The sequence below is a fragment of the Peptacetobacter sp. AB800 genome, from assembly GCF_047807365.1.
Lineage (GTDB): Bacteria > Bacillota > Clostridia > Peptostreptococcales > Peptostreptococcaceae > Peptacetobacter.
Map to the genome: position 1 here is coordinate 51,378 of NZ_JBLOUI010000003.1, position 25,424 is coordinate 76,801.

Below are 25,424 nucleotides of genomic sequence, written 5' to 3' on the forward strand. Positions count from 1 at the left end.
TAGGACTTATAGTAGCCACCTCTATAAGTGATATATCTTTAATATATCGTGGTGGAGGCTCTTGGGTACATTATTCCTTTCATTATAACGGTCAGTACCTATGCGTTACAGATTGTATTAGATATTACAACCCTCGGTATTACCATATCCTTTTAGGACTTAGGCTCTCTTACCACCTTGATTTTATAATCTAGTTGACCGACACACCCCACCATTCATCAATAAATCTCTTTATTGATTGGCAACAAATATCTTACCGGCTATTGCTTCTGATAAAGCTTTTTGTTCAGCATCAGACATAGTTTTCCATTTACCTTGAACTTCATCAAGAATCTGAACCATATTTTTAAGTTCACCATTTTTTTTATCTGAATAAATATCTACATCAGCTATTTGTTTTAATGCCATAGCTGTTTTGTTCATATCTAATGAACCATCTTTTGCACTTGCTTTCATACCTGCTAAATTTATTGCAATAGTTTTTAAACCATTACCTACTCTTGCAGGGTCTTGTAGTGCTTCATTTGTTGCAGTTATTAAACCTATAGAATCTGCTAAAGATACATTATATGTAGATAATACAGCACCACCACGTTTCATAGCTTCTGCTATACCATCTGTACCAATCGCATAATTATTACCTGCAAAGTTCATCATATCCATTGCATTTTTTAATTCAGTAGTTTTCTTAATCGTTCCATTAACTGCTACTTGATAGGATTTCAATGGATTCAAATCGAAAGATTTAACAACCGTATTTATAGCTTTAGATGCAGAATCTTGTGTCATATCACCAACATTTGCTAATATCATAGATTGTTTAGCAACTTCTATAGATTCTTTCATACCACCTATACCTGCTTGAAGTGCTGAACCTATAGCATTTTGAACATCTGATGATGCCATACCAACATCTTTAGCTATCCCTATAGCTTCTTTTCTAATAGCATTTAATTCTGATTTAGTATCTATATCGCTAGGTTGTGCAACTTTTTTAATTTCTCTCATAGACCTATCTAATTCTATATAAGATTGACCTATACTTCTAGCAAAATCTGCTGTTGCATCACCTAATACCTCACCAATAGAATAAGAAGCAACTTCATTTCTAAAATCACTAGCAATTTTCTTTATACCTAAAAAATCAGTATTAGTTTGTTTTAATTCACTATTTAAATTTTTTATAGAACTTAATAATCCATCTACATTTAAATCTAAATTTAAGTCCTTCATATTAGTTATTCTTCTGAAAACATCTTCAAAGGCATCATCAACTTCCTTCAAAGAACTTGTATCTATTTCAGGACTTAAATTCATTCTAATGTTATTAAAATTATTATATTGAGTTTGTATCTTTTTTAATAAATTAAGTTGTTCTCTTAAATTTTTAACATCTAAATCTACTTCAGGTGTATTAATTTTTAAGCCATTAGATAAATTAGTTTTAGCTTTATTTATAATACCATCTATTTGTTGATTTATACTTTCTATATTATTAGAACCAACAATTTTTATATCTAAATTATTGAATTTATGTCTTAATACTTCCATTCTGTTTTCAAATTTAGATAATTGTTCTTCGGCTTTACTTGTATCTACCTCAGGTTTTATTTCATTAGTTGAAGTATTTTTCTTTATTTTATCTTGTGCATTATTTAAACGTTTTGTTGCATTTTCAATTTTATTTACATAGTTTTCTATAGAATTTATACTTTCATCAAATATTCTAGGATTCAATCCGTCCATATTAAATATATTAATTTTTGAACTTCCTAAACTATTCTCTAAACTATTTAATGTACTTTTTATATTTTTTAATATATTGTCAAGTTTTTGGAAACCTTGAATAGTATCAGCGTTTATTTGTAAATTTTGATTTAATTTTTTACTTATAGATTTTAAATCTGAGTTTAAATTTTTACCAATATTCTTTATCTTTAAATCAACAGATACGGGTATTTTTTTATCATTCTTATTTGTAAAATTCTTTAATTCTGCTTCTGCTTTACTTGTATCTAATTTGACTTCGGTCTTAATTTGAAATTCTTCTGCACTCAAACAACCACTCCCTTTTAATAAAATTGACTTTTTATTTATAGAAAACTACACAAAAAAAGAAGTTGCTTAAACACACAAAAATTTAATTAAAAAAAATAAAGGAGTAACTATTTTAGTTACTCCTCCTTTATCAACTTCTTTATTATATTTATTTTACTGGCACACCTAAACTATTCATTGTTGTTTTATACACTTTAGGTAATTCTTTTGAAACTCTATTTAATGTTTTTTCTTGAACATTCGTTCCACCTCTTGCCCAAGTTGTACCTGCGTCTAAAGTAGCTAACGCATATACTTCTTCACCACTATAAACAGAGTGCCAATTTCCATTATTTGCTAATTTTAATGATACAGAATTACCATTGATTGTATATTGTATATTATTATATAATGCCCAAGTTCTAGTGTACCAATTAGGACTATATGCTTCATATACTTGCGACATTACTTCATCTCTTAATATTCTTTGTTCTTTTTCAGCTATTACTTTTATAGTTTGTTTATGTTTTTTTTCTACATAAGATTTTAAGTCATTTAAACTATTGAATACCATTTTCTTTTAAGAATTCCTTTAATGTATCTTCTGCTTCTTTCATTTCTATATTTACAGAACTAGCACGAACATATCCTCTTACAAGTTCTAATACTATTGTAGATAACTCTTTTACAACATCTTCTAATACAGGTTCTACATATTCCCCTTCTAATATTTCTTTTAAAGGTTTATTTAATTCTATATTAGTTAATTCTTTTATTAAATATTCGATTAAATTAAAATTATCTTCTGATTGTTTTGTAGCAACATCGCTAAATTCAGTTCTAACTTTTTTTGTTGGATTTTTTAAAATTATTTTTTCTATATTGCCTTCTGAATCTTCTAATTCAAATATTTTTCTAATTTCATTTGCTTTGAATTTATCTATATTTACCAAAATATCACCTCATTATACTATTTTAGGAAAATTGCATTTTATCAAAACTTCACAATTTCCTTTTATTTTTAATATATTTTTTTTCTTTTTTAATCTTATCCAATTCCTATTTACTGAAAGAAATTTATTTTCTCCCAATTCATTTTGAACAGTATAAGTAAAATTATCTATTATAATTTTCTCATTAGCTTTCATATCACTAATTATTAAAGGTTTATCTTCTATTATACTTAAATTTTGTATTTCTATATCTCCATCAGATTTTGCTATTACTTCAATTACAGGTTCATAATATTCTTCTGATGTTGTAGATTCATTATTTATCTTACTCTCTATTTCATCTTCACATATTATTCTTTTTATAAAATTTTTATAACCGTATGCTGTATATGGTTGGAACTCAACTTCAAGCATACCCTTCATTTCATTATTAAATCTTTTATATATTTTTGTAGCTTTTAAATAATAAGTAATTTCATCGTTATCTTGAGATACAAATGGTTTAAAACTATCTTTATACAACCAATTAACTACCTCATCTATTTTATCTTCATCCCAAACAAGAGGAGAATTATCTCTTAAATCTACATAAGCAAATTCTAGCAATAAAGTTTCCGTTTCTTTTGATTCTAATAAATAATACGGATTGTCTGTTGTTGTATTTTGACTTTTTATACTTTCTATATAAGTTGTGCCTATATTATTTAATATATCATCATTAATTGTTGTTACTAAAACAATATCCATCATATCATTGTCTATATTATCAAAAGAAAAATTTGGAGAATAAAACATATTATCACCCCTTCATTTATTCTTATTTCTATATTCCACATCTAAACACACAAACAAGAATAAATGGTAAAGGGTACAAAAGTACCCTCTACTTTATTTATTTTCTTTATTTAATTGTTTTATAAACTATTTAGATGCTTTTCTTGTTGGAACACCCATAGCATTGAACATAGCCATAGCTTCTGCCTGATCATCTTCTACGAATGAGAACTCAACGTATTCTCCTTTTTCATTAGGAAGAACATCTAGTGTAGTTTGGAAGTTTACTGGGTTTTCTGCATCAAGACCAAATTCTATACTTCTCTGTGCTTTACAGTTGAAGAATGTAGCATAAAGTGTCATATATTTACCTTCAGCAGTTTTAACAGCTATATCTGCTTCTATTCTGTAGTTAGATGCTGATGCTTCGTCTTTAACAACTATTTTCTTAACGTTTGGTTTAGTTATAGAATAGAATATAGCAACTTTAGTACCTTCATCTAATGTTCCAGTTGCAAGGAACTCAAGATTGCTATCTTGCTGAGTGAATTTACCTTCTATTTCTTTTCCTATAGTTACACCATCTTCCTCAACTAAGAAGGCAGAAGTTGAACCATTTATGAATTTAACATTAGTTAATGTAACTTTTTTAAGTCCGTCAGCTTCACCTATTTGTCTTTGAGATATGTTAGCTTCACCTTCCACTAAGTCAGAAGCTAGTATTAAAGATAACTGAGGGAATGTTATAACTTCTTGTTCCATAGTTATAGTAGCTGTTATAGCACCGTCAAAAGCTATGTAGTTACTTCCTTTAGCTTTTGCATATACTGATTCTGAATCAACTTTGAAGTTGAATTTGTTTAATGCTCTTGAGTAGAATAAAGGTTTACCAGTAGCATTAGATTTCATTATTATATTACCTGCGTCTTTTATAGCAAATTGAGCCATCTAATCATTTCCTTTCTTATTTTAATTTTTTGTATAAAAAAAGACACTATAATTCAATAGTGTCTTGTTCTAATTTAATTTCTTTTATCCAATGTGGATTATCTTCACTCTTAATATCAAATTTATAAGACCAAGTATAACCCAACATCTCTTTATATTTTTCTATTATTTGTAATGATTTTAAACTATTCATTAATTGCCAATAAGTTAAAGAAATTACATAATCATAAGTATATTTACCTATATGTACAACTATATTTATATAATCATTTAAATGTAATTTTTCTTTTTCTTCTCTTTCTTTTTTTCTTTTTTTAAAGAACTCTATCATATCTTTTTCTCTTTGTGTTCCTGAAAGTTCCACCCATTCATCTTCTTTTTTTAAAGGTTTATGTAATTCATTCTTATCTATTTTAAACATATTTAAAACCACATCAAGAAATATATCAAAATTATCTTCGTTTATTAAAACATTTTTATCTTTAATTAATATTGCTATCTCATTATCAAAACTATCAATAATAATATTATTTATATCAACTTCGTATAAAATAGATAATGCTATAAATAAATTATTTATATGATTTGTCTTATTCTCATTTATTTTATCAATTGTTAAAGCTAAAATGAATTTACTAGGTAATTTTTCTATAAAAATATCTCTACTTAATTTCCAATATGAATGTTCTATCAAAGAAAATAAAGTTGTAATATCTGAAATTTTTATATCTTTTTCTATTAATTCTTTTATTTTAGGTTGATGAATTATACCTAATTTTTTATTGCTTAAATTTATATCACACCCTGATATAAATTTATCTGTTAAGGTTATTTCCATTATAGTCTAATATTTCTATAGCCATATAGAAACCTTCATATTCAACGGGTAAATCTCTGATAGGTAATGCTCTTCTAAATTTTAAATCCCCTATATATCTCATATCATCTATTACTTTTTGGATTGTATCTATCAAACATAAGTTTCTATCACCGTTTAAAGTATCTAAATATTTCTCGTGACAAACTACACCTATTTCAATGTAACTTCTATCAATGAACTTACTAGATTCTAAACTAAATTCACCCATTCTTATATAAACCCCTGCATCAGCACTTTTATATATTTTACCGAATCTTCTTCCATAAAATACTTTATTATTTTTTAAAGTTTCTATAGGGTTTTCTACATCAGGCAATTCATCAATATCAATATAATCATAACCATTTTTATCTGCATAATATAATAATTTTGCAAATCTTTGATTATTCATTAATTTAGTGCCTACTTCACTTATTATTTTATTTGGATTTCCATATAACAAAAGTAAACACCACCTAACTAATTATTAATATTTTTTTTCTATCTACAACTTCATTATTATTTTTTGCAATTAATGTAATAGATTTCCCTATACAATTAGAATTACTTGAAATAATAACTCTACAAGTATTATCATTAATATTTTCTAATTTTGCATAAGGTGTATCTTCTAATTCAAATAAAATTGAACTTTTATTTATATTATAATCTTTATAAGAACCTACATAGATTCTATCTGAACCTATAATTTCTAAGTTTTCATCTTCTTGTGCTATTTCAGAATTATCATTATATGCTATATTATTTTCTAAATCATCTTTTTTAAGAATACCCGTTTGAAGAACAAGTGCTTTTATAATTCCGTCTGAACCTGTTTCATTACCAACAAATTCAAAATCATTTATGTGTGTTATTCTAAATACAGTATTATGTGTAAGCATTACTCTAGTACCAACTTTTAATAATCTAGTAATAGGATTATTTCCATACCATATTTGTCTTTTAGCATCTTCTGTCGATATATTAACTCCGTCAGCTAAACCATCACTATACATCGTAAGGTTTTCTATCGATACAGGTATCTTATATACTTCGCCTTTATATTTGTAATTAACAAATTGATTACATCTTCTAACAATGAAATGTTTTTTATCATTTATTGTTTTATGCTCTTTAAATATAACTAACCAAAAAGAACTATCAAAATATATATAACAGCCAACATCGATATTCTCGGATATTTTAGTGTACATATTTTTTTCATCTAAGGCTTTTTTATCGTTATTAGTTATATCTTCCAAAATAACATCACAATACTTTGTAGTTTCAGTAATTGTATATTCATCAGGGTCTGTTATTTGAATATGGCTAACACTAGGCATAGTTTTAAGAGTTACATTTTCAAAATACCATTGTAATTCTAAAGTTTCTTTTTCTCTTAAAGTATTTGTATTATTTAATACTTTTTTCTTATATCTTTTATGTAAGTCCATTTAATTAAACCCATTGAAATTTCTATAAGAATATTCGTTTATAAGATTTTTATATTCTTCTTTTCTATGAGAATCAATTTTTACTAAAGAATTCAACATAGTAGCATTTGATAATTTTTTAAACTCTTTATTCGCTACCCTTTGCTTTAAATTATCTTCACGATTTATTTGTGGTGCTAACCATTCAAGTATCATACCTTCAACTATTATTCTTTTTTCAAGTTCAGTCAGTCCTTCTTCTGAATCAACTTCTAAATTCCCATCTAAAAAATAATCAACATATATTTGTTCTTTAGCATTTTCATTTAATGTTATAAGAAATTTACTATCTTCAATTTCTTCAACTTTATAGTCTTTTAACTTACAAAGTTCTATAATTCCTTTATCTTCTAACTCATAATACACTTCTATATTAGGTTTTTTATCGCAATCTTCTATAACAAAAGTGTTATTGCCTACATCAATTTCACCATCACCAATAATAGTGCCTACTATATTAATTGTTTTCTTACAAGTAGAAAATCTAGTTATAGAATTTTTTAAATATTTATTTAATGATTTTCTTGCTAAAAAAGCAGTTTTTAAAGCTATAGTTTCACTTTCTACAGATTCTAAAAAATCATCATAGATTTTACTTACAGGTATTAACATTTTCTTCACCTATTATATATTTTTATATAAGTATTCTGTACCATAAGCAACTTCAAATAATTTCATTTTCGCAGTAGAATCTAGTAATCCTTCTTTAACTAAACCTACAGAACGTTCTATTAATCTGAATTTAAGATTTTCATTTTGTATATTTGTAAATTCTTTTTCAAATTCAGTTAAATCTGTATTTAGTATAAAATCATCTATTTCTTCTAAAGTCATTTCTTTAAAACTATATAAATCTTTTAAACCAAAGAACTCTATTATATCTTCTAATTTATAATCTTCTGAATATATATCTGATATACTTATAACTAAATTACTAAGTAATTTTTTACATCTTTTGCTTATATCCATTAATAAATCTAAAGATATTATTTCTCTATCGCCAATTTCACTAAGTTCTAATATTTCGCCTGTTTTTCTTGAACAATAAAATACTTCGCCTTTTACAAGTGATTGTACTTCAACATCTATATCTTTAGCATTGGCTCTAAGTTCTTTATTTATAGTTGATTTGCTTTTAACTTCTTTTTTAGTTTGTGTAGTTTTCTTAGTTCTAGTCTTTTTTGTTGTTTCTTTTTGAGTTTCCGTATTATCAGTTTCTTTTATTTCTTCAACTTTTACAGTTGTCATATTTTTATCCCCTTTCTATAATAAAGGGAATAAAAATATTTATTCCCTTTTATATTTCTTCTTTTATTCCATAAAAAAAGAATATATAATTATACTGAATAATCATATATTCCATAAACTTGATTTTTAAGAACACCTAAATGAACTTTTCTAGTCATTTCGTATTCTACTTGTCTATCTAATCTTTCGCCAGTTTCATCGTCCATTACGAAAGCATCACCTTCAAATCCTATTAATATAGGTTTTACCTCAGAAGGAACTATAAATAATATATCATTTTCAAGTACCCATTTTTTAGTAGCTAGGTCATATTTATTTTGTAATTCCACACATTCAGTACCTTTGAACATAGAAACATAACCTTTTTCTCTATCTTCTCTAGCATTTGCTTCTAAAGTTGTTATATTTGGTATTTTAGCTAATGCTGTTTTAGAACCATATATAATAGCTTTACCTTGCCCCTGAGATTCAACTTTCTGTACTAATTCAACAAGTTTATTTTCATCTATATCACCTGTTACTTTTAAATCGCTTGATACTGTATCATAAGCTGTTTTCCATTCTTTTGCTATTAATTCAGCTATAGCAACATTAAATGATTTAGCTACTTTTTCAACACATTTATCCCAATCTATTCTTCCTGTCATAAATTCGTTGAATTCAGCATATATTTTAACACCTAAATCAAAGCCTGTAGTCTGTGCTTTACCATTTATTAATTTCTGTCTTAATAGGTCGTTAGTACCTGACGCTATAACAGAAACTTCATATAACTCAGGATTTTCAACTATGAATTCTATTCTATCTCCTAGTTCTGTATCTTTAAACTGTGCTATATGTTCAAACATATCTCTTGATAATTCTGCTGTAGTAGTTGTAAGTAACTCAGACATTACTTCATATATTTCATATTTATGTTGTAAAAATGTATAAGGTTTCCATTCTCCACCACATATTTCATCTTTTATATACGTTCTTAATCTATCATTTGCTTCCTTTTCAGAAAATTCTACTACTCTTTTATGGTATAAATCCATAGATAATTGTCTTAAAGCGTTTGTATCCATTATTTTAAAACCCCCTATTATATTATTTCTATTTCACAAGATTTTTGTCCTAATATATTTGTTAGACCTTTTCTTCTAAGTCTAGCTACAGCAGTACCTGTATCTTTCTTAGCAAATTTCATTTCATCTGCTTTTAATTCAAGTAAGTCACCTGCATTTGCTCCTGTTATAGTATCAACAAAAGATTCATCTATTTCATAAACATCACCTCTCATTGGTATATATGCTCTACCAACTTGTCCTGCTTTTAATATGAAATCAGCATCTGTTTTATCTTCTTTATATCTATGACAATCGCATATTAATATTGCAAACGGTTCACCATCAGTTAAATTTTGAACCTTTCTTACTTCTTCTCCAACTACGTCTGTCATAACTTCTTTATAACCTATAACTGAACCATTTTCTAAATCTGCTGTGTGTTTTACTGATATATTTCTACCAGTAGATTTTCTAACTAATGCCATTTTAGCCATATTTCTTAATCCTCCTATTAATCTATTTGATTAGCAAATATTCCACCATAGAGTTGTTTTTTTCTCTCTTTAGTTTCTTGCTCTTTATCTTTTATTTCTTTTTCTTTTAATGAAAATTCTATTTTTAAATTTTCTTCTTTATCATTATCTTTTTTAGTGAATTTAGCTTTTTTCTTTTCTTCTATCGCTTTCATTCCTTCTAAAACAAATAATTCTCTCTTGAACTCATCTATTGATATTTCTTCTGAATAAACTTTAGAAGTTAATTCTTCAAGTTCTTCCATAACTAAATCAAATTCAGAAACAACTTCTGAAACTTCTTTTTCAAGTGCCATCTGTTTTTCTTCTTTTTCTTTAGTTTCTTTATATTCTTTTAATTCTGAATTTTCTGTTTGTAAAGTATCTAATTCTTCTTTAGTAACTTCAAATTGTTTCTGAAGCTCTTCTTTTTCTTCATTGACTTTAGAATATTCTTCATTCATCTGTTCTATTTTATCTTCAAGAACTTTAGTGAATTGAGTATTTCTTAAATCAAAATTAAGCGTTTCTGTATCATTTTCAACTTTTTTCCAAACAGACACATATTTTGATATATCGTCCATACTTAAAGTTATCTTATTTTCATTTAAAGTGAATGGTATTCCGAATACACTTTTTTGTTCAAAATCATATACTATTGCAACAGATTCTTCTGAATCAACATCTTGAAGGGAATATTTTCTATATTCATATTCTTCGCCCCAATGAGATGTTTCTTTGTACATATAGTTAATAAGTGATTCACCTACTAATCTATATAATTCACTAGAACCTAATCCATATATATCTTTTTCCATTTTGTTTTCACCTTCTTCTATTTCTTTAATCTTAGATGTTATTTCTTTAGTAAATTCTTCTATGTTAGAATTATTACTAAACATTTCTAAACCACAAGTTCCATTCATTCCTTGTACTACATCGTCACCTAAAACAGTAACAGCCATAAAATTAAAATCAGTTATATCAGTTATTCCATCTTCTGTAGTTTCAGAATCTAAAACTGCAATTTCCATCGATACCTGTTTTTCGCCATCTGCATCATCAATTAAAGACAATGCTTCATTAGAATAACCCTCCCAAATATAACAATCTGCAACAAAATGAGTAACCCCACCTATTTCCTCATAACGTGGATTGCAACTTTCAGGAAAGACACCTATTGGTTTTTCTAAGTAATACATTTCAATTCCATTCTTAGTTTTCTTTAACTTCATACGATGGTCTGAAAAATCTTTTGCATTTCCATCTTCATCAACTATTATATAAGCTAATAAAGGTCTGTTCTTTATTGTTTTTTCGGCTTTTTTTATAGCTTTCTTACTAAAAGAAGTATTATTACGATTAATACCTTCGTGCATAATATAGACTTTAGCTTTCTTTAAACCAAATTTAGTTTCTTCTTCTTCATAACATCTAATCTTGCAAGGTATGTTTATATTTTCCAATTTCTCACCTCCTTGCAATTAAAAATTTAATATATTTGTAAATAAAAAACGCTCTCTATCTTCTTTAGAGAACGTTAATTTATTACTATCATTTTTAAATGTATATATTGTTATATTTCCATTTTTTTCAGAATTAAGTAATTTATATCCATTATTTACAAGATATTCTTTATCTTCTTCTGCAAAAACTTTTACAAATTGTTCCATCTTATTCACTCTCACTTTCCCCTGTATTAGTTGAAGAATCAGGATTATCTTCATTAGATGGTCTGCCTTTTTCATCTTCACTTGAAAGTGTATGTGAAGTTTGCATAGGTAACATTTTTTCTTCTATACCAAGCATTTCTTCATTTAATAATATATTTAATGCTTCTAAAGGAGTATATCCTTGTAAAGCTAAATATTTCTTTTTAGAGCCATAAACAGCTAAATTTTCTCTTTCATTTTTTACCATATTTAATTGATTATATTCTGTTGAATTACAGAAAACAACCTTCCAATTTTTTGTTTTACTAGTATTTTTTAATATTGTATTTATCCAACTAGCAAACATAGATTGAATTTTTAAAGGTAATAAAGTATCTACTACTGCCCCCATAGCTATTGCTTCATTAGAAGATTTACTACCATTGAATAAATCATCATTAAATCCTGTTGCATCATAAATACTTTTTTTAACTTTAGTAGCATAATCTAAATTTTTAACTCTACTATCTGTTAAAGGTACGCCTTTTATCTCCATAGGAGAAGTAACTACCCCTATTCCACTAGGAACAGCATTTTTAACCGATTGGTGATATATACCTACAGCATCATAATCTAAAAGATAAGTACCTTTATCATCTATAGGCACTTTTTGTTGAATTAATTTAAAGTTATCTGTGGTAGCATTGGATAAATCTAAATCTTCTATATCTTCTAATGCCATAAGAGAATCTAGTATATGTGCAAAATAAGGCACACCTTTTATTCCCCATTCATCTAGTGTAAAAGCAACACCTTTTTCACTAACTTTATAATATTTATTATCGACTAATTCATCTGATTTTAAAGTACCATTTTTCTTTTTATTCCAAGCGTCTTGAATTTCTTTTGGAAAATAATTTAATTCTTCTTCTGTAATTTTACTTAAATCAATACCATAAACATTTTGCATATTCATATCTTTTCCAACTATAATACATATAGATTGTGGTATTTTAACTATTACAACACTATCTTTAGATTCAATAAGATATATATATAATTCTCCAAAAGTAATTAATTCTTCAAACATCCAACGGAAATTTTTCTTTACATTGAATAATTCTAAATATTTCGCAACTTCTAATTCTTTTTTCCACATATCTTCTTTGTTTTTAAATTTTGTCATATCAGTTGGTACAAGAAAATAGTCATTAGTGAGTATATTAGATTGATAATTAATAAATTGCTTTAAAATACCATTAGATATCCTATAAGAACTCATAGCATTTTGTAAAGTTTTTATATTAGACTCACTTGTAGCGTCTTTTAAAGCATTTCTTATACTATCTTTACTTTGAGTTCTTGCTCTAGATATTTTTTTATATACTTTATCTACAGCACCAATACCATTATTAATATTTCTTACTTTTGTAGCATAAGTTTCTCTTACAGCATTAGCCATTAATAAGTCTAAATCTTTTTTGTTGCTATTCTCCACTTTCTCACCACCTTATATAATTTAATTAAAGAAGAATATTTGATTATTACTTCTACTTTTTTTAGCTATTTCTTCGTGTTCTATAATTTTAGCTAAATAATTTGCATATGCAATAGAAGAATATCTATCTTTCCTATTATTACTTTTTTCACTTATTTTAATATTTCCACCTACAGCTTCATATTCAAGATTAATTATTTCATTTACCATTGAAGTGATTTCAATAAATGGTTCTAAAATATCTATCTGTTCTGAAGCTGTCATATTATTAAATTTTTTATCATTAATTTCTAAATCTTGTCTTTTTTCATTATCATCTTTTAGTAATCTAATTGTTTTAGTTCTAAAAGCATTTTTTAAGTATATTGCTATATCATTATTAATTTTAGCATTGGGTTTTAATGCATAAATAACAGGTAATGAACCTTTAGACATTTCTTCATCTATATCACTATTTTTGTTATAATTAGTAAATGAATTATAATGTTTATCTAATGAATCATTATATTGAGATTTTTGCATTTCTTTAAAAACTGCGATACCATTTCCGTTAGTATCCATTATTATTTTATCTGCTTCAAATTCTTCATATAATTCTTTAAGTCGCATAGCCTGTTTTTCAGGAGATAACCCATTATGATTTTCCATCCAAACAACTTCTGATTTATAACCTTCACTATCAGGTAACATTCTTAATAACGTATAAATAGAATTATCGTTTATTTCACCTGATTCTATAGCTATATCTGCACTTATTAATCGTATTTCGCCATTTTGTTTTTTATAACCTTTATTTTTAATTTTTGCGTCTACACCATTTAAAATTTCTAATTCAGTCAAAGGATAAAAAGGATTCTTTAAAACCCTACATTGATTTATTTCATCTGATTTGAAATAAGATTTTTCATTTTCCCCAAACCATAAACCACAATATTCCATTTCAAATTTAACTTCTCCTATTGAATTTCTATCTTCATCGATTTTTTCTTTAAGAAGAAGTCCGTGGTCTAAGGAACAAGTATATGGTATATCACAACAAAATGAATTTTTTTCATCCATCATATTATTTAATATTTCCAAAAATTTATCATAACTCCAATGTGATTTATACCAAGCAGAACTTAAATATAATTCTTTATTAGGCTCTTTTGGATAGTTCTTATATTCTGTTTTACTCAAAAACTTAGGTCTACGAGGTGCTGTTAAAAACTGTTTAAGAACTAAATCTATATCATCTTTTTTAACAAGTCTATATTCATCAATTATTAGAACATTTCCTCTAAGTCCTCTACCACCATCTCCTGCAACGGTAGCTTGAATAATGCTTCCGTTTCTAAAAATACATTTAATATCTTGATTATTTGTTTGTATTTTTTCAATTTCAGAATTTAATATTATAGAACGCATCCTCATATCTTCAATTTTTTCAGTAATTATCATACCTGCTTGTTTTTTATTACCTGATGCAAGAACTACTTTAGTATTTGGATATAGTATGCAACGTACAACACAAAAAAGTGCTGTTAAATAAGACTTACCCAAGCCCCTGCAAGCCACAAACGCAAATAAGGTACAAATGTTCATCATATACAATAAAATACATTGAAAAGGAAATATTTCTAATTGTAAATAATCCATTACTAATCTATGAGGATTTTTTCTGTAAAATTCAGTCCAAATAGCCGTACCATCGTGTAAATTTTCTTTACTTGTTTTTTTTAGTTTTTTTCTTTTTCTCGATAAAGTTTTCATAAGTATTTAACTCATCTTCTACCGTATATTTAGATTTATCTATACCCAAAGCTTTACGCATAGGTATAGTAAAATATCTATTAATATTAAATTGTATTCTATCTACATCATTAAATTCATCAGTAATATCAGGAATAGGTTCTTCTTCCTCAAACCTTTTTATCATTTGACCTAAAGTCATAGATTTATCCTCGTCATACTGTTTTTGTTTAGATGGTATTACATTTAACTCAGCCATTTTTTCAGATTTTATATTTTGGAATTTTGCATATGCATTATGGTCGCCATTTTTGTATGCTCTATCCATTTGTATTTCTATTTGACAAATATCTTTAATAATCTCCCTCTCTTGATATTTCTCAGAAGGATATTCACTTATAAGTTCTTCATATTTATATTCAAGTATTTCTAATTCTTCATTGGTAAACTTGTTTTTGCCCCATCTCTTTAACATATCATTAGTTATTTCAAATGTATTTTTTAAAGTTGTATTATCTATAAATTCAGTTTTATCATCTACACATTTTTCTGTAGAATAAATATAAATAAGATTATCCAATGAACTTCTATTCTTATTAACTTTATTTCTATTTATTTTTTTTAAATATTCTATTACAAAATTATGTAACTTAATATTAGACATATCATTAAAAACTTCTTCATCAAAATATATATCAAAATTTAAGCAAAAATGCTGTAGTGATAATTTCAAATCACCATTATAAGTATTGTATATAGTTTTAAATCTTATATTTAAACATTCTTTACATATTGGAATTTTATTATTATTTTTATATAATTCACTAGATGAAAAAAGAAATTCTCTTTCGCTTTTTTCTTTGCCACACTTACTGCAAATTATTTTAGTTAAAGCCAATTTATCACCTTCTTTTTATCATACAATTATCATTATCAATAAGAAAAACAAAAAAAATAGCTAAGAAGCCTTATAGACCTCTTAACTAACAATTAACATCATAACCTAATGATAATCCAACATATTCTTTATTCATAAAGTCTTTTATAACTTCTTCTAAAGTTATTATATTAGTTTCAAGACCATCTTTATCAAATTCGTGTACCATTAATACACCATTTTCATTAGTTATCATTATTTTATTTGCTGTAACTTTATTTGTTTTCTTTATCATCGAATAATTCTCCTTATATTTTTAATACAGAAGATGTATATATTATTAAATACACCCTCAGAAACCTTTTCTACAACTTGGTAGATAGGCAAATATCTTTTTTAACTTTCATTTTAGGTACTAGTTAGAATTGCACTAACTTACGCTTTCAGTACCACGTTATAAGAACCTAAATTAATAGATTCCTAACGCAAAAGCACCAAACTCCATTGACGCCTTTTTGCAGATTATTTTATTAATAAAACTATTGAACAACCGTAGTTTAGATTATATCCCATTTCGCAAGGATTATTTATTCCCTTGTTTGTTCACTAACTTTCGCTAGTATGAGATTAAGCACACTCTATTTACAGTCTGAGCAATTGACTTTTTCCAAGTAGCTTCTCATCAATCATTTACTCCCTTCCAGCTTAGCTGTCGCCATCTTGAAGTGTGATTAATAATCAATATAGCTATTGCGTAACTATATTGAACTTCATTCTATTATTAGTGAAGTATTAGTGCATTTTCACTACTTGTCGATACAGATTTTCGCTTACTTGTATAATTATAGTTGCTTTTACTCTTTTAAACTATTAAACTTAAACAATAAGAATCTTCTGTATAGTACTGACGTTCCCTACTCAGTTAAGGTATGTGATTTTTGTTTAGAGAAGTACTGTACCTTTAGCTTCGTTACCTTTTAGTAACAAAATACTAAACTCCTCTGTGTAAAGATTTAAACTCTCTTTACGATTAATATCAAGATTTCTCAATATTAATTAGAATCTGCTCTTGCTTGTTAAACTCGAACTAATATCCCTTGCATATTCTAATCTTTCATATTGCTTCGGTACAAGCTATTAGGCTACCACACCTAATTCACCTTAACCTCATCATTTGACATTGGTTAGGTTTTCACTTAGCATACATATAAGACACTCTCATAAAGCCACCAACTCTATAAGAACTTAGAGAATATGCTTTGCTTAGACGGACTACTTACTACAGTAGCGACTACACATAACTTGTCTTTTACCTATTCACATAGACTATCCTAAAGATACCAAGCTACCTTTATATAAAAATCATTGAAAAATAATTTATAATATACTATAATAAATATATAAAACAACGCAAGGTTTATTTACACTCTTTATTAGTCATTTAGAGTTTTTACCATCCCCTTGTGTTGTTTTTTATGCCTTAAAGAGTTATGTTTATCATAACTCTCAAGACAATAAAGTAAAACACTAAATTTATATGAAAACTTTAAACAGTTATTAAAAAGTTTAAACATCTTTTAATTCAAAAGGAAAGTGTGGGATTCGAACCCACGCACCACTTATTGTAGTCTAAATTCTTAGCAAGAATTCCCCTTTAACCACTTGGGTAACCTTCCATATTTTAAATCACCCTAACGAGATTCGAACTCGTGTCGCCACCGTGAAAGGGTGGTGTGCTAACCCCTGCACTATAGGGCGAGATTGCAAACCACAAAAATAAGAAGTTTGCAATAATTATTAAAAATCAATAAAAAGAGGTATTATAACGATTCATTTAGGAATCGAACCTAAGACCTTCTGATTAACAGTCAGACGCTCTAACCAACTGAGCTAATGAATCATAATTTGGCAAGGGTAAAGGGAATCGAACCCTTAACTACGGATTTGGAATCCATCATTTTACCATTAAACTATACCCATATAATGGGTGCAGAGGTAGGATTTGAACCTACATTACAATGGTTATGAGCCATCTGAGTTACCACTTCTCTACTCTGCAATATCATTTAAAAACTTATATTAAATTAAAATTTTATTGGCTATGGGGACAGGACTTGAACCTGCGAATGGATGAGTCAAAGTCATCTGCGTTTACCAACTTCGCCACCCCACAATATTTAGATTGGTTACTAGTTATTCCAATCTTCTTCACTTGAGTTACTATTTTATTTTTACTTCGTGTCAGAACTCTCACACGAATTTTTAAGTGCAATCTTATAAAACTAGAAACTTCTGATTGCCAAAGTTTTCTATGAAAGGAGGTACTATTATAAAATGAACAAATATCACATCTGTTAGGATAGGAGTTGCACCTATATTTCCACTAAGGTATTTTTCTTTAAATTACCTAACCACATTAAGAGAGGATTATCCTCTCTGTTCTTATTTAATGATGCAATACAACATCATACAACAATCTTTACTAGGACTTATTATTTATCCTTCAAGTCTTTGAAGTATCAATTCTTCAAATTGCATTTAATGGTTGTTCAAAGAAACGATTGTAAGATTTCTTAACAACATATAAATATATATTTTAATAAATTACTTCCTAGTTTAAATTATTTTATAAACAAGCTTCTTTTAGAGATTTCATAGCTTTAAGTTTTGGTACTATTTTATCTTCTGTATGATAAGGTTCACCAGTCATTGGAGAAACTCCATCTCTACCTTTTTGAAGTCTAGTAGCAAATTTCACACCAAAAACTGTTATTTCATCTTCATTTTTCATAACATCTTTTAGTACAACTTCTGTAGCATCTAAAACTTCTTTTACTTGTTTCTGAGTTAATTCTGTTGTCACAGCAACAGTTTTAATTAATTCCTGTTTTTTCATAATTTAACTTTCTCCTTATTTTCTTACTTTTTAATTTATAAATGATATAAATACCGAATGAGAAGAGCATATCCATTACTTCCTCTTATTTAATAATATATCATTTATTTTGAATTAGGTATCAACTTATTATTTAATTACCTCTTCATATATAATAAGATTTGAGAAGGAATTTTTTAAGGTAGTTTTAGTCCTTGATGTAAATTAATGTAAACTAAATTTATTTTACAATACTTAAATTATAGATGTTTATTTAATTTACACAGCTTTACATTCTTTACATTGAGAATGATATTTACCCTTTCCTTTTTTATGAAATCTTTGAACTAATTTTATTTCACCACATTTAGAACATTTTTTATATTCACCTTTATTTATATTTAGATAATACCAATCTTCTAATTCTTCAATATAAGTATTTATAATGCAATCAATAGATTGATTAAGTATATCATTTACACTTTGTGGTTTCATATCTAGTATTTCAGCTATACCTTTACCACCTCTATATTTATCTTTAGATATTGGTAAATCTCTCATCCAAAGGTCTAATACTTCCTTCTGTCTATCTGTGAATTTAGTTCTCTTTATAAGATTTTCTAAATCTGTTTTTATGCAAGATAAATCATTTTGTAAATCTTCACTGCAAGAAACTTGTAATAAGCTTTTAACGTGTTCCCTATCCATCAAATCAAGATAATCCCAATTAGGACACCCATTATCTTTTAAAGGTTGTTTCCATTTTATAGGTCTAGCAAAAGCTATCTTTGAATCGATAGAATCGTTTTTAAGGCTTTTTAAATTCTTCTTTAACATATACTTCCTTTTATTTTCTTCTGGCGTTAAGAACTGTTTTTTACCAAGTTCTTTATATTCTTTAAGAATATTATTATAAGCGTCGGTATAATCTTTGACTACAGGATATTTTTTTACATCATCTGCTGTTACAACATCTTTGATTTCTTTTTTATAATTCTTTTCCATTTTAAATACAGCGAATTCAGGACTAGTACTATTAGAAGATAACCCATTTACAGTACATTCTTCTTTTATAGCTCTTAAAAATAATTCTCTTGAGTTATATATTTTCATTTTTTCTTCTTCATTTTCTACATTATCTTTAGCTAATATATAACTACCTAATATTTCTAAAGCTTTAGCAACATTACTTTCGCTATATAAAGTATCAGAAGTGTTTAAATGAAGTTTAATATTAGAAGTATCCCCTACTTCTCTCCAAGAACTTTTGTGTAAATAATCATTTTCGTAAAGAAATTCTTCAGGAATATAATCGTTTTCATCACACCATTTGATAAATTCATTATAATTTAAAGCTATTTCATAATCATCATCTATATAGAATTTACCATTAGTATTTAATTTAATTTCACCTTTTTGTTCAAATATTGTTTCCCATATTTTATCAGGAACTTCTATATTATTTATATTTTTTATTCCTAATTTATCTTTTACAAAATCTATTCTTTCTTCTACATTTTCTAAGTTATAATTAATATTTCTAGTATAATCTTCTATTTTTTTATTATCTATTTCTCCGTAAAAATTATTATTATTAAACATTATTTTTAAATTTTTCTCCTTTATCTAAGTAATTTATTTATAGGAAAGGTATTATCTGAGATAAAGTTAATAATTTTTATAATATTTATTAGAGATTTATTATATTCTTAAAAGTAGAAGTAAAATATATTCTTATTTTTTCTAGGTAAATATTATAGGCTCAAAAAAAGCAATTCTAAAACTCATTTTAAGCAATTCAGTACTCAAAAAAAGCAATTACTTGCTCAAAAAGTACTAGCATATTATAGTCTTATTATAGTTCTATTATAGTCTTTATTATAGCTTTTTCCTCATCGACTAAAGTCGAATCGTAAAAAGGTCATTCTTCAACAATAAACTAAAATCTAATCTTACAATTTATTATTCTTTAATTCTAAATTTATATCTTTTAATATTCTTATTTTCTATAAACTCAAAATAATAATTATACTCAATTAAATTATTCTCTTTTAAATTGTCGATGTACTTTTTAATAGTTCTAGTTGTATTTAATTCTGATAATCCAATATTCTTAGCTATATAACCTAATTCAATATTCTTTTCTTTAATATCAGCTAATAAATATCTTAAAATTAAATAAGTTTTTATTTCATTACTTGTTAAAGTTAAAAGTTTTTCTACTTCTTTATCAGATAATAAAACAAAATTATTATTTAATTCATTGAACCTATATATTTGCTTTAATTCAAAATTTTCATTAAGCACAGTATCTTTTTCAATTAAATTAAATTTTAAAAAGTTTTTAATCAACTTATTTAAATTGCCTTTACTAATATTCAATTTTCCTAAAAAATAATTTTTGTTTAAATAATAATTACTATTATAAACGTATCTAAAATCTAAGTTTTTGTTATAGGTACTATCTTTTAAAAATGTTAAATATATCCTATAATCAATATCTTTGTTCATTAAGTATTCTTCTTCTGTTGAAATTGCATACTTACACAATATTTATCACCTCTCTTTCTATACTTATATTATACCATATTTAAAATAGAGTATCAAGTAATAGTTAATTTTATACATTAAAATAAGGGCTATTATTAATTATAATAACCCTTATAAAAATTAAAAATTATATATATCATCTAGTTCGGCATCTATCATTTCTTTCTGAACATCTTTTTCTGTTTTCTTATAATCTTTTATTTCTATATTAGAATTTCCTATAGTTATAGGCATTGTTTTTAACATTTCCCATTCTAATATAATTCTCTCAATAGCTACAGTTCTATTTTTAAGTTTATACTCATCTTTATAATTATCTATGATATTTATTATATCTTGTGATAGATATATACTTAATTGCTTTTTTGCCATTAGAATTTACCTTTTTGACTTCTAAATTCTGCTACTTCATATAGACCTTTAGCTGTAGCCATTTGTGAATCTTCTAATATTTTAAAATTATCATCAAAAGTCATATTTAAAGCTGTACCACCTGCTATATATACGTCCATTTCATTCAAATTCTTCCAAGACGCTTCTATTTCTTGTCCTATTTGTTCTGATATAGCTTCATAACCTCTTTGTTTAAGGTAGTCATAACTATCTGATGAATCTATTTCAGCAACTGATTTATTTATATTACTTTCTTTTAATAATATCTGAGAAACATATTGTAATACATTTCTATTACCTATTTCTAATGTTGTAGAATATTTATCATTAAATCTAAAACCTTTATCATAATAAGCTAATTCTGTACTTCTAAAACCAACTGAAACTAATCCTACTGGTTTATTCATATTAGGTAACCCATTTAAAGCGTGGAATAGAGCAGAATCTGCTTCTCTGAATATAGATATATTTGCTATTGTAACTTCTTTTAATCCACCATTTATTTTATCTTCCACTTTAAATATTTTACCTTTATATTTTTCTACTATAGCATTTAAAGTTTCAGCATTGAATATCTTATATGGTACACCCATCATTATTTTTACTTCTTTAGCTACTGCTATTTTAGAAAATGTTATAGCCATTAATTCTTCAACTACAGAAGATAATTTAGAATCTTTACTATTACTTATTGGTACATAACCTTCTATTTCAGCAAATTTACCACCAAATATTTTTTTACCATCATATTCAACATATATAGGTTCTTCATAATTTGAATAATCTAAACCATCTCTTCCATCAGAAGTGATTGATTTAAAAATACATTCTTTTTTATTATTATTAAACTCAGAATATGCTTTTACATATCCTCTACCTATATCTAATCCAATAATCTGTATAGGTGCTTTTACTTCTTTTACATCATTTTCATTCATTTTTTCATTACCTCCTTCATTTATATTTCTATTATAACATATTTTTCATATTTTAACAATGTGTTTACAATGTTTTTACACCTTGTTTTTGTAGTGTTTTTTGTAATTTTACACCTTGTTTTCAACGTGTTTACACCTTGTTTTATACTTTACAGACTGATTTTTAATCATTTACTCTACAAACAACGTGTTTACACCTTGTTTACACCTTGTTTTATATTTTCTATAATTTACATTCATTTTTCTTAAAAAATTGTGTAAAATTGCAAGTTTTTATGCAACTTTCATACATTTTTACTTAATTTTTTACTAATTTGCAGACTGAAAAAACCTATATTTTCTAGTATTTAATCTTGATTTTTGATGAAAAATCATAAAATTTTCATTTTCTTACTCATACTAAACCACATATTTTCTAGTGTAATTCAGTCTGTAATTCAGTCTACATTCAGTCTGTAGCCTAGATATTATGTAGTTTTAAAAAATCATCAAAATTATTGGAAAATATAGGCTAAAAAATTCGAGATGTGGAAATTTAGCGACTAATTACGTTCACAACAAAATAATTGACACCTTTTTATGAAAATATCCCCGCATTACTAATTTTTATAAAAACATATAATATATTATTATATGTAAAACAGCTACAACCATTGAAATTTCAACATTTTTAAATTTGTTTAGATACTTTTTTAGATACTTTTTAATAGATTTTCTTTTTCAAAAAAATATGCTAAAACAATATCTAATGTTATTTTTTTAAGTTTTTTATATAGATTAATATTAATATTTAATATAATGTGTGTTATTTAATTACTTAAAAAAATAAAAAAATAAAAAACAAAAATAATAAACATTTAAACAACTAGGTCTATTAATAGCTCAGCTTAATGCTTCAAACATATATAAAAGATATATCCAAACATTAGTTATATGAATATGTACAAGTTTATTTTGATATTCTTTTTTAAATTTTTCTTACATTATACGGCTTTTTAAAAATTAATAATCTGAAAAAGGAGATCTCCTTTTTTGCAGCATAAAAAAAAGAGTAGTTGACTACTCTTTTAGTTCTTCTATGTCTACATTACTAATAGCTCCGTTCTTTTTCTCCCAACACTCTATATATTTAATTAAATATCTTTCAATAATTCCATTTATAGGTTTTTTTGATTTATTAGAAATATATTTAATTTTATAATAGACTTCTGGAGTCAATCGCACACCTACATTCTTCTTTTTATTATAATCTTTTTTCATTTTTTTAATCCTCCTAAACGTTGAAATTTCAATCTTTTTATTTTGTTTTAATAATATCACAAAAAAATTTTTAAAAAAAGTATTGACACTATCGTCAACGACATTTATAATTAAGTCATAGCAACAAGGAAAATAAAAAAAATAAATTTAACTCACATCTTTTAAAGTGTTTCTTTTATCAATTTCATTTTGATAAAAACACTATTCTAATTTAAAATTAAATTTATTTTTAAAAATTTCTAAAAAGCTATTGACAAATTTAAAATTAGGTATTAAGATTAAGTTGACAAGTGAAATTGAATTTTACTTGATAATAAAAGCACTTTGAAAATTTAATAATAGTCGGAAAAGTCCTGCAGGGCAGGGCGTTGGCAGGTAGAAATTAAAGATATTCTATCTAACCTATAAGGATGAGAGAACGCGACTTTAAATAATGGATAAAATGGAAAATATATCTTTTAAAAAGCTGAATCATTTTTTTCAATATCGTAAAAAATAAAAAATAAAAAATAAAGGAGGTGAAAAATATGGATTTAATAGTTGATTTTAATAATGTTAAGCAGAACAAAATTGTTTCTTTAAAAAATACAAATATAGAATATAAAAAGCCTGAATTCACAAACTGGACTTTTGAAGTTTTAAATAACTACATAAACGAGGTTTTAGAAGTTGCAAAAAAGCTATTCAACTTTAATTATAAAGATTTAACAATAGCTAAAAATAGCAGATTAAAACGTGCATACGCTAGATGCTGGTATATAAGAAATCACATAGAGTTTTCTGATTTTTTATTAGAAGATTATGTAGATGATTTTGTAAAATCTACAATCATACATGAGATGTGTCACGCTTTAAGCTATCAGTTTGACGGTAAAAAGTCTAAAATAGACCATAACCATGATGTAACATTTAAAAGAATGTGCAAGGCTTTATGTAAGGAGTTGGGCGTTCCTGATGGTTCTAAGGCTTCTGAAAATGGAGAAACAAGACAAGAAGCTATTGAAAAATATAACCAGCATAACCAGCAGGGAAAAATAACAGTTGGAAAATTTGTTGAAACGATAATAGATATAGTTATCAAAGTTACTATAAATGTATTTATTAAAGCTATAGATGTTGATACATTATTTTTAATTTATACAACACTATCTCCATATAACGATAGTTAACTAAAGTTATACGTGAAACAATTAGATGTGTTAAGCATCTAATAAAGCCAACTTGACAAGCTGGTTTTATTAGGTTTTTAACCTAAAATAATTTAAAAGGTAGGTACAGAAAAATGAAAAAATCAATCAAATTAAAAGAATTAAGACAGTTAAACAATTTAAGAAGTTGCAGTTACTGCAGTTTACAAAATTTATTAAGATATACAGAAGCTGATTATTACTATAGCAACGCATATGGCTGGCGTTTCGATGTATATTGTATAAATGGTTTAACTATAATAAGTGGTTACGACAGTATAAAACAAGCTACAAAATTAACAGCTATAGAAGAGTACGACAAAAAAGCTGAAGAAGTGTTAAGAAGTGTTAAAACATACAATGAAGCTAAAAAACAGCTTGACGCTTTACTTGAAGACTTCTGCAACATAAATAGATAATAGAGAGGTTCAAAATGAAAATATTTTTAATGAAAAATACAGCACTAAAAAAACACTTGTTAAAAGAATACTTGAGCTGTTTATTCTTAAAAAGCTTTTTAGCTATGATAATAACATTTTGTTTATGCTGTGCATTATAGCACAGTGTAAACAATAAATATAAAGGAGGAA

The 25,424-nt window shown here is 26.0% G+C and carries 27 protein-coding genes and 6 tRNA genes; 3 read left to right on the forward strand and 30 right to left on the reverse strand.

The features are described 5' to 3' along the window. Positions 1–231: 231 nt before the first annotated feature. The 30 genes from ACK2WN_RS02235 to ACK2WN_RS02380 all read right to left on the reverse strand — a co-directional run bounded on the left by ACK2WN_RS02235 (position 232) and on the right by ACK2WN_RS02380 (position 23,647). Positions 232–2,058 (reverse strand): phage tail tape measure protein, encoded by a 1,827-nt coding sequence (locus tag ACK2WN_RS02235; RefSeq protein WP_416154707.1) that lies wholly within the window; start codon positions 2,056–2,058, stop codon positions 232–234. 148 nt (positions 2,059–2,206) lie between these two features. Continuing rightward, on the reverse strand, positions 2,207–2,611 hold the full coding sequence (locus tag ACK2WN_RS02240; protein WP_416154708.1) for a hypothetical protein: 405 nt from the start codon (positions 2,609–2,611) through the stop codon (positions 2,207–2,209). Then, entirely contained in the window at positions 2,598–2,990 is a 393-nt protein-coding gene (locus ACK2WN_RS02245; RefSeq protein WP_416154709.1) for a hypothetical protein, read from the reverse strand. The genes ACK2WN_RS02240 and ACK2WN_RS02245 overlap by 14 nt, the downstream gene beginning before the upstream one ends. Before the next feature lie 12 nt (positions 2,991–3,002). Next, positions 3,003–3,785 (reverse strand): phage tail domain-containing protein, encoded by a 783-nt coding sequence (locus ACK2WN_RS02250; protein ID WP_416154710.1) that lies wholly within the window; start codon positions 3,783–3,785, stop codon positions 3,003–3,005. A 126-nt stretch (positions 3,786–3,911) separates the two neighbouring features. Beyond that, positions 3,912–4,712, reverse strand: coding sequence for a hypothetical protein (locus ACK2WN_RS02255; protein ID WP_416154711.1), 801 nt, complete (start codon positions 4,710–4,712; stop codon positions 3,912–3,914). 46 nt (positions 4,713–4,758) lie between these two features. Further along, the gene (locus ACK2WN_RS02260) at positions 4,759–5,550 is read right to left on the reverse strand and encodes a hypothetical protein (RefSeq protein WP_416154712.1); all 792 of its coding nucleotides are present in this window, start codon (positions 5,548–5,550) and stop codon (positions 4,759–4,761) included. Beyond that, complete coding sequence (locus ACK2WN_RS02265) at positions 5,528–6,034, reverse strand: hypothetical protein (RefSeq protein ID WP_416154713.1); 507 nt, start codon at positions 6,032–6,034, stop codon at positions 5,528–5,530. Before ACK2WN_RS02265 ends, ACK2WN_RS02260 begins: the two co-directional genes overlap by 23 nt. A gap of 13 nt (positions 6,035–6,047) precedes the next feature. Next, positions 6,048–7,025, reverse strand: coding sequence for a hypothetical protein (locus ACK2WN_RS02270; protein WP_416154714.1), 978 nt, complete (start codon positions 7,023–7,025; stop codon positions 6,048–6,050). After that, entirely contained in the window at positions 7,026–7,676 is a 651-nt protein-coding gene (locus ACK2WN_RS02275; RefSeq protein ID WP_416154715.1) for a hypothetical protein, read from the reverse strand. Positions 7,677–7,688: 12 nt separating this feature from the next. Further along, positions 7,689–8,312 (reverse strand): hypothetical protein, encoded by a 624-nt coding sequence (locus ACK2WN_RS02280; protein ID WP_416154716.1) that lies wholly within the window; start codon positions 8,310–8,312, stop codon positions 7,689–7,691. Between the two features lie 89 nt (positions 8,313–8,401). Beyond that, positions 8,402–9,379, reverse strand: coding sequence for a hypothetical protein (locus ACK2WN_RS02285; protein WP_416154717.1), 978 nt, complete (start codon positions 9,377–9,379; stop codon positions 8,402–8,404). A 17-nt stretch (positions 9,380–9,396) separates the two neighbouring features. Further along, positions 9,397–9,855 (reverse strand): hypothetical protein, encoded by a 459-nt coding sequence (locus tag ACK2WN_RS02290; protein WP_416154718.1) that lies wholly within the window; start codon positions 9,853–9,855, stop codon positions 9,397–9,399. Between the two features lie 17 nt (positions 9,856–9,872). Beyond that, positions 9,873–11,339 carry a hypothetical protein gene (locus ACK2WN_RS02295; protein WP_416154719.1) on the reverse strand — a complete coding sequence of 489 codons (1,467 nt, stop codon included), beginning with the start codon at positions 11,337–11,339 and terminating at the stop codon, positions 9,873–9,875. 18 nt (positions 11,340–11,357) lie between these two features. Beyond that, on the reverse strand, positions 11,358–11,555 hold the full coding sequence (locus ACK2WN_RS02300; RefSeq protein WP_416154720.1) for a hypothetical protein: 198 nt from the start codon (positions 11,553–11,555) through the stop codon (positions 11,358–11,360). Further along, a complete protein-coding gene (locus ACK2WN_RS02305; protein WP_416154721.1) occupies positions 11,548–13,023 on the reverse strand; it encodes a hypothetical protein in 1,476 nt (491 codons plus the stop codon). The genes ACK2WN_RS02300 and ACK2WN_RS02305 overlap by 8 nt, the downstream gene beginning before the upstream one ends. A 21-nt stretch (positions 13,024–13,044) precedes the next feature. Further along, positions 13,045–14,775: a terminase large subunit domain-containing protein gene (locus tag ACK2WN_RS02310; protein WP_416154722.1), complete on the reverse strand. Its 1,731-nt coding sequence runs from the start codon at positions 14,773–14,775 to the stop codon at positions 13,045–13,047. Next, a complete protein-coding gene (locus ACK2WN_RS02315) occupies positions 14,729–15,652 on the reverse strand; it encodes a hypothetical protein (RefSeq protein ID WP_416154723.1) in 924 nt (307 codons plus the stop codon). The genes ACK2WN_RS02310 and ACK2WN_RS02315 overlap by 47 nt, the downstream gene beginning before the upstream one ends. Positions 15,653–15,737: 85 nt before the next feature. After that, positions 15,738–15,926 carry a hypothetical protein gene (locus ACK2WN_RS02320; RefSeq protein ID WP_416154724.1) on the reverse strand — a complete coding sequence of 63 codons (189 nt, stop codon included), beginning with the start codon at positions 15,924–15,926 and terminating at the stop codon, positions 15,738–15,740. A gap of 1,292 nt (positions 15,927–17,218) precedes the next feature. Continuing rightward, a tRNA-Ser gene (locus tag ACK2WN_RS02325) sits at positions 17,219–17,307 on the reverse strand. A gap of 10 nt (positions 17,308–17,317) precedes the next feature. Continuing rightward, positions 17,318–17,389 (reverse strand) — tRNA-Glu (locus ACK2WN_RS02330). 68 nt (positions 17,390–17,457) lie between these two features. Beyond that, positions 17,458–17,531 (reverse strand) — tRNA-Asn (locus tag ACK2WN_RS02335). A 6-nt stretch (positions 17,532–17,537) separates the two neighbouring features. Beyond that, positions 17,538–17,611 (reverse strand) — tRNA-Trp (locus ACK2WN_RS02340). 4 nt (positions 17,612–17,615) lie between these two features. Next, positions 17,616–17,690 (reverse strand) — tRNA-Met (locus ACK2WN_RS02345). A 37-nt stretch (positions 17,691–17,727) separates the two neighbouring features. Then, a tRNA-Gln gene (locus ACK2WN_RS02350) sits at positions 17,728–17,804 on the reverse strand. Between the two features lie 453 nt (positions 17,805–18,257). Beyond that, a complete protein-coding gene (locus ACK2WN_RS02355) occupies positions 18,258–18,527 on the reverse strand; it encodes an HU family DNA-binding protein (protein ID WP_416154725.1) in 270 nt (89 codons plus the stop codon). A gap of 258 nt (positions 18,528–18,785) precedes the next feature. Then, positions 18,786–20,108: a hypothetical protein gene (locus ACK2WN_RS02360; RefSeq protein WP_416154726.1), complete on the reverse strand. Its 1,323-nt coding sequence runs from the start codon at positions 20,106–20,108 to the stop codon at positions 18,786–18,788. A 360-nt stretch (positions 20,109–20,468) separates the two neighbouring features. Then, positions 20,469–21,056 carry a hypothetical protein gene (locus tag ACK2WN_RS02365; RefSeq protein ID WP_416154727.1) on the reverse strand — a complete coding sequence of 196 codons (588 nt, stop codon included), beginning with the start codon at positions 21,054–21,056 and terminating at the stop codon, positions 20,469–20,471. A 120-nt stretch (positions 21,057–21,176) separates the two neighbouring features. Next, positions 21,177–21,428: a hypothetical protein gene (locus tag ACK2WN_RS02370; protein ID WP_416154728.1), complete on the reverse strand. Its 252-nt coding sequence runs from the start codon at positions 21,426–21,428 to the stop codon at positions 21,177–21,179. Continuing rightward, positions 21,428–22,387: a hypothetical protein gene (locus ACK2WN_RS02375; RefSeq protein ID WP_416154729.1), complete on the reverse strand. Its 960-nt coding sequence runs from the start codon at positions 22,385–22,387 to the stop codon at positions 21,428–21,430. Before ACK2WN_RS02375 ends, ACK2WN_RS02370 begins: the two co-directional genes overlap by 1 nt. 1,059 nt (positions 22,388–23,446) lie before the next feature. Then, entirely contained in the window at positions 23,447–23,647 is a 201-nt protein-coding gene (locus tag ACK2WN_RS02380) for a hypothetical protein (protein WP_416154730.1), read from the reverse strand. A 527-nt stretch (positions 23,648–24,174) separates the two neighbouring features. On the opposite strand from ACK2WN_RS02380, the gene ACK2WN_RS02385 reads away from it, so the two are divergent. The 3 genes from ACK2WN_RS02385 to ACK2WN_RS02395 all read left to right on the forward strand — a co-directional run bounded on the left by ACK2WN_RS02385 (position 24,175) and on the right by ACK2WN_RS02395 (position 25,393). Beyond that, positions 24,175–24,816: a SprT-like domain-containing protein gene (locus tag ACK2WN_RS02385; RefSeq protein WP_416154731.1), complete on the forward strand. Its 642-nt coding sequence runs from the start codon at positions 24,175–24,177 to the stop codon at positions 24,814–24,816. 113 nt (positions 24,817–24,929) lie between these two features. Next, positions 24,930–25,253 carry a hypothetical protein gene (locus tag ACK2WN_RS02390; RefSeq protein WP_416154732.1) on the forward strand — a complete coding sequence of 108 codons (324 nt, stop codon included), beginning with the start codon at positions 24,930–24,932 and terminating at the stop codon, positions 25,251–25,253. Between the two features lie 14 nt (positions 25,254–25,267). Further along, positions 25,268–25,393: a hypothetical protein gene (locus ACK2WN_RS02395; RefSeq protein ID WP_416154733.1), complete on the forward strand. Its 126-nt coding sequence runs from the start codon at positions 25,268–25,270 to the stop codon at positions 25,391–25,393. Positions 25,394–25,424: the final 31 nt, after the last annotated feature.

Bases quoted from the DNA above. Each gene is read 5' to 3' on its own strand.
- ACK2WN_RS02240 (WP_416154708.1), bottom strand. From the start codon at position 2,611: ATGGTATTCAATAGTTTAAATGACTTAAAATCTTATGTAGAAAAAAAA.
- ACK2WN_RS02250 (WP_416154710.1), bottom strand. From the start codon at position 3,785: ATGTTTTATTCTCCAAATTTTTCTTTTGATAATATAGACAATGATATG.
- ACK2WN_RS02255 (WP_416154711.1), bottom strand. From the start codon at position 4,712: ATGGCTCAATTTGCTATAAAAGACGCAGGTAATATAATAATGAAATCT.
- ACK2WN_RS02260 (WP_416154712.1), bottom strand. From the start codon at position 5,550: ATGGAAATAACCTTAACAGATAAATTTATATCAGGGTGTGATATAAAT.
- ACK2WN_RS02270 (WP_416154714.1), bottom strand. From the start codon at position 7,025: ATGGACTTACATAAAAGATATAAGAAAAAAGTATTAAATAATACAAAT.
- ACK2WN_RS02275 (WP_416154715.1), bottom strand. From the start codon at position 7,676: ATGTTAATACCTGTAAGTAAAATCTATGATGATTTTTTAGAATCTGTA.
- ACK2WN_RS02280 (WP_416154716.1), bottom strand. From the start codon at position 8,312: ATGACAACTGTAAAAGTTGAAGAAATAAAAGAAACTGATAATACGGAA.
- ACK2WN_RS02285 (WP_416154717.1), bottom strand. From the start codon at position 9,379: ATGGATACAAACGCTTTAAGACAATTATCTATGGATTTATACCATAAA.
- ACK2WN_RS02290 (WP_416154718.1), bottom strand. From the start codon at position 9,855: ATGGCTAAAATGGCATTAGTTAGAAAATCTACTGGTAGAAATATATCA.
- ACK2WN_RS02310 (WP_416154722.1), bottom strand. From the start codon at position 14,775: ATGAAAACTTTATCGAGAAAAAGAAAAAAACTAAAAAAAACAAGTAAA.
- ACK2WN_RS02320 (WP_416154724.1), bottom strand. From the start codon at position 15,926: ATGATAAAGAAAACAAATAAAGTTACAGCAAATAAAATAATGATAACT.
- ACK2WN_RS02355 (WP_416154725.1), bottom strand. From the start codon at position 18,527: ATGAAAAAACAGGAATTAATTAAAACTGTTGCTGTGACAACAGAATTA.
- ACK2WN_RS02360 (WP_416154726.1), bottom strand. From the start codon at position 20,108: ATGTTTAATAATAATAATTTTTACGGAGAAATAGATAATAAAAAAATA.
- ACK2WN_RS02370 (WP_416154728.1), bottom strand. From the start codon at position 21,428: ATGGCAAAAAAGCAATTAAGTATATATCTATCACAAGATATAATAAAT.
- ACK2WN_RS02375 (WP_416154729.1), bottom strand. From the start codon at position 22,387: ATGAATGAAAATGATGTAAAAGAAGTAAAAGCACCTATACAGATTATT.
- ACK2WN_RS02380 (WP_416154730.1), bottom strand. From the start codon at position 23,647: ATGAAAAAAGATTATAATAAAAAGAAGAATGTAGGTGTGCGATTGACT.
- ACK2WN_RS02385 (WP_416154731.1), top strand. From the start codon at position 24,175: ATGGATTTAATAGTTGATTTTAATAATGTTAAGCAGAACAAAATTGTT.
- ACK2WN_RS02390 (WP_416154732.1), top strand. From the start codon at position 24,930: ATGAAAAAATCAATCAAATTAAAAGAATTAAGACAGTTAAACAATTTA.
- ACK2WN_RS02395 (WP_416154733.1), top strand. From the start codon at position 25,268: ATGAAAATATTTTTAATGAAAAATACAGCACTAAAAAAACACTTGTTA.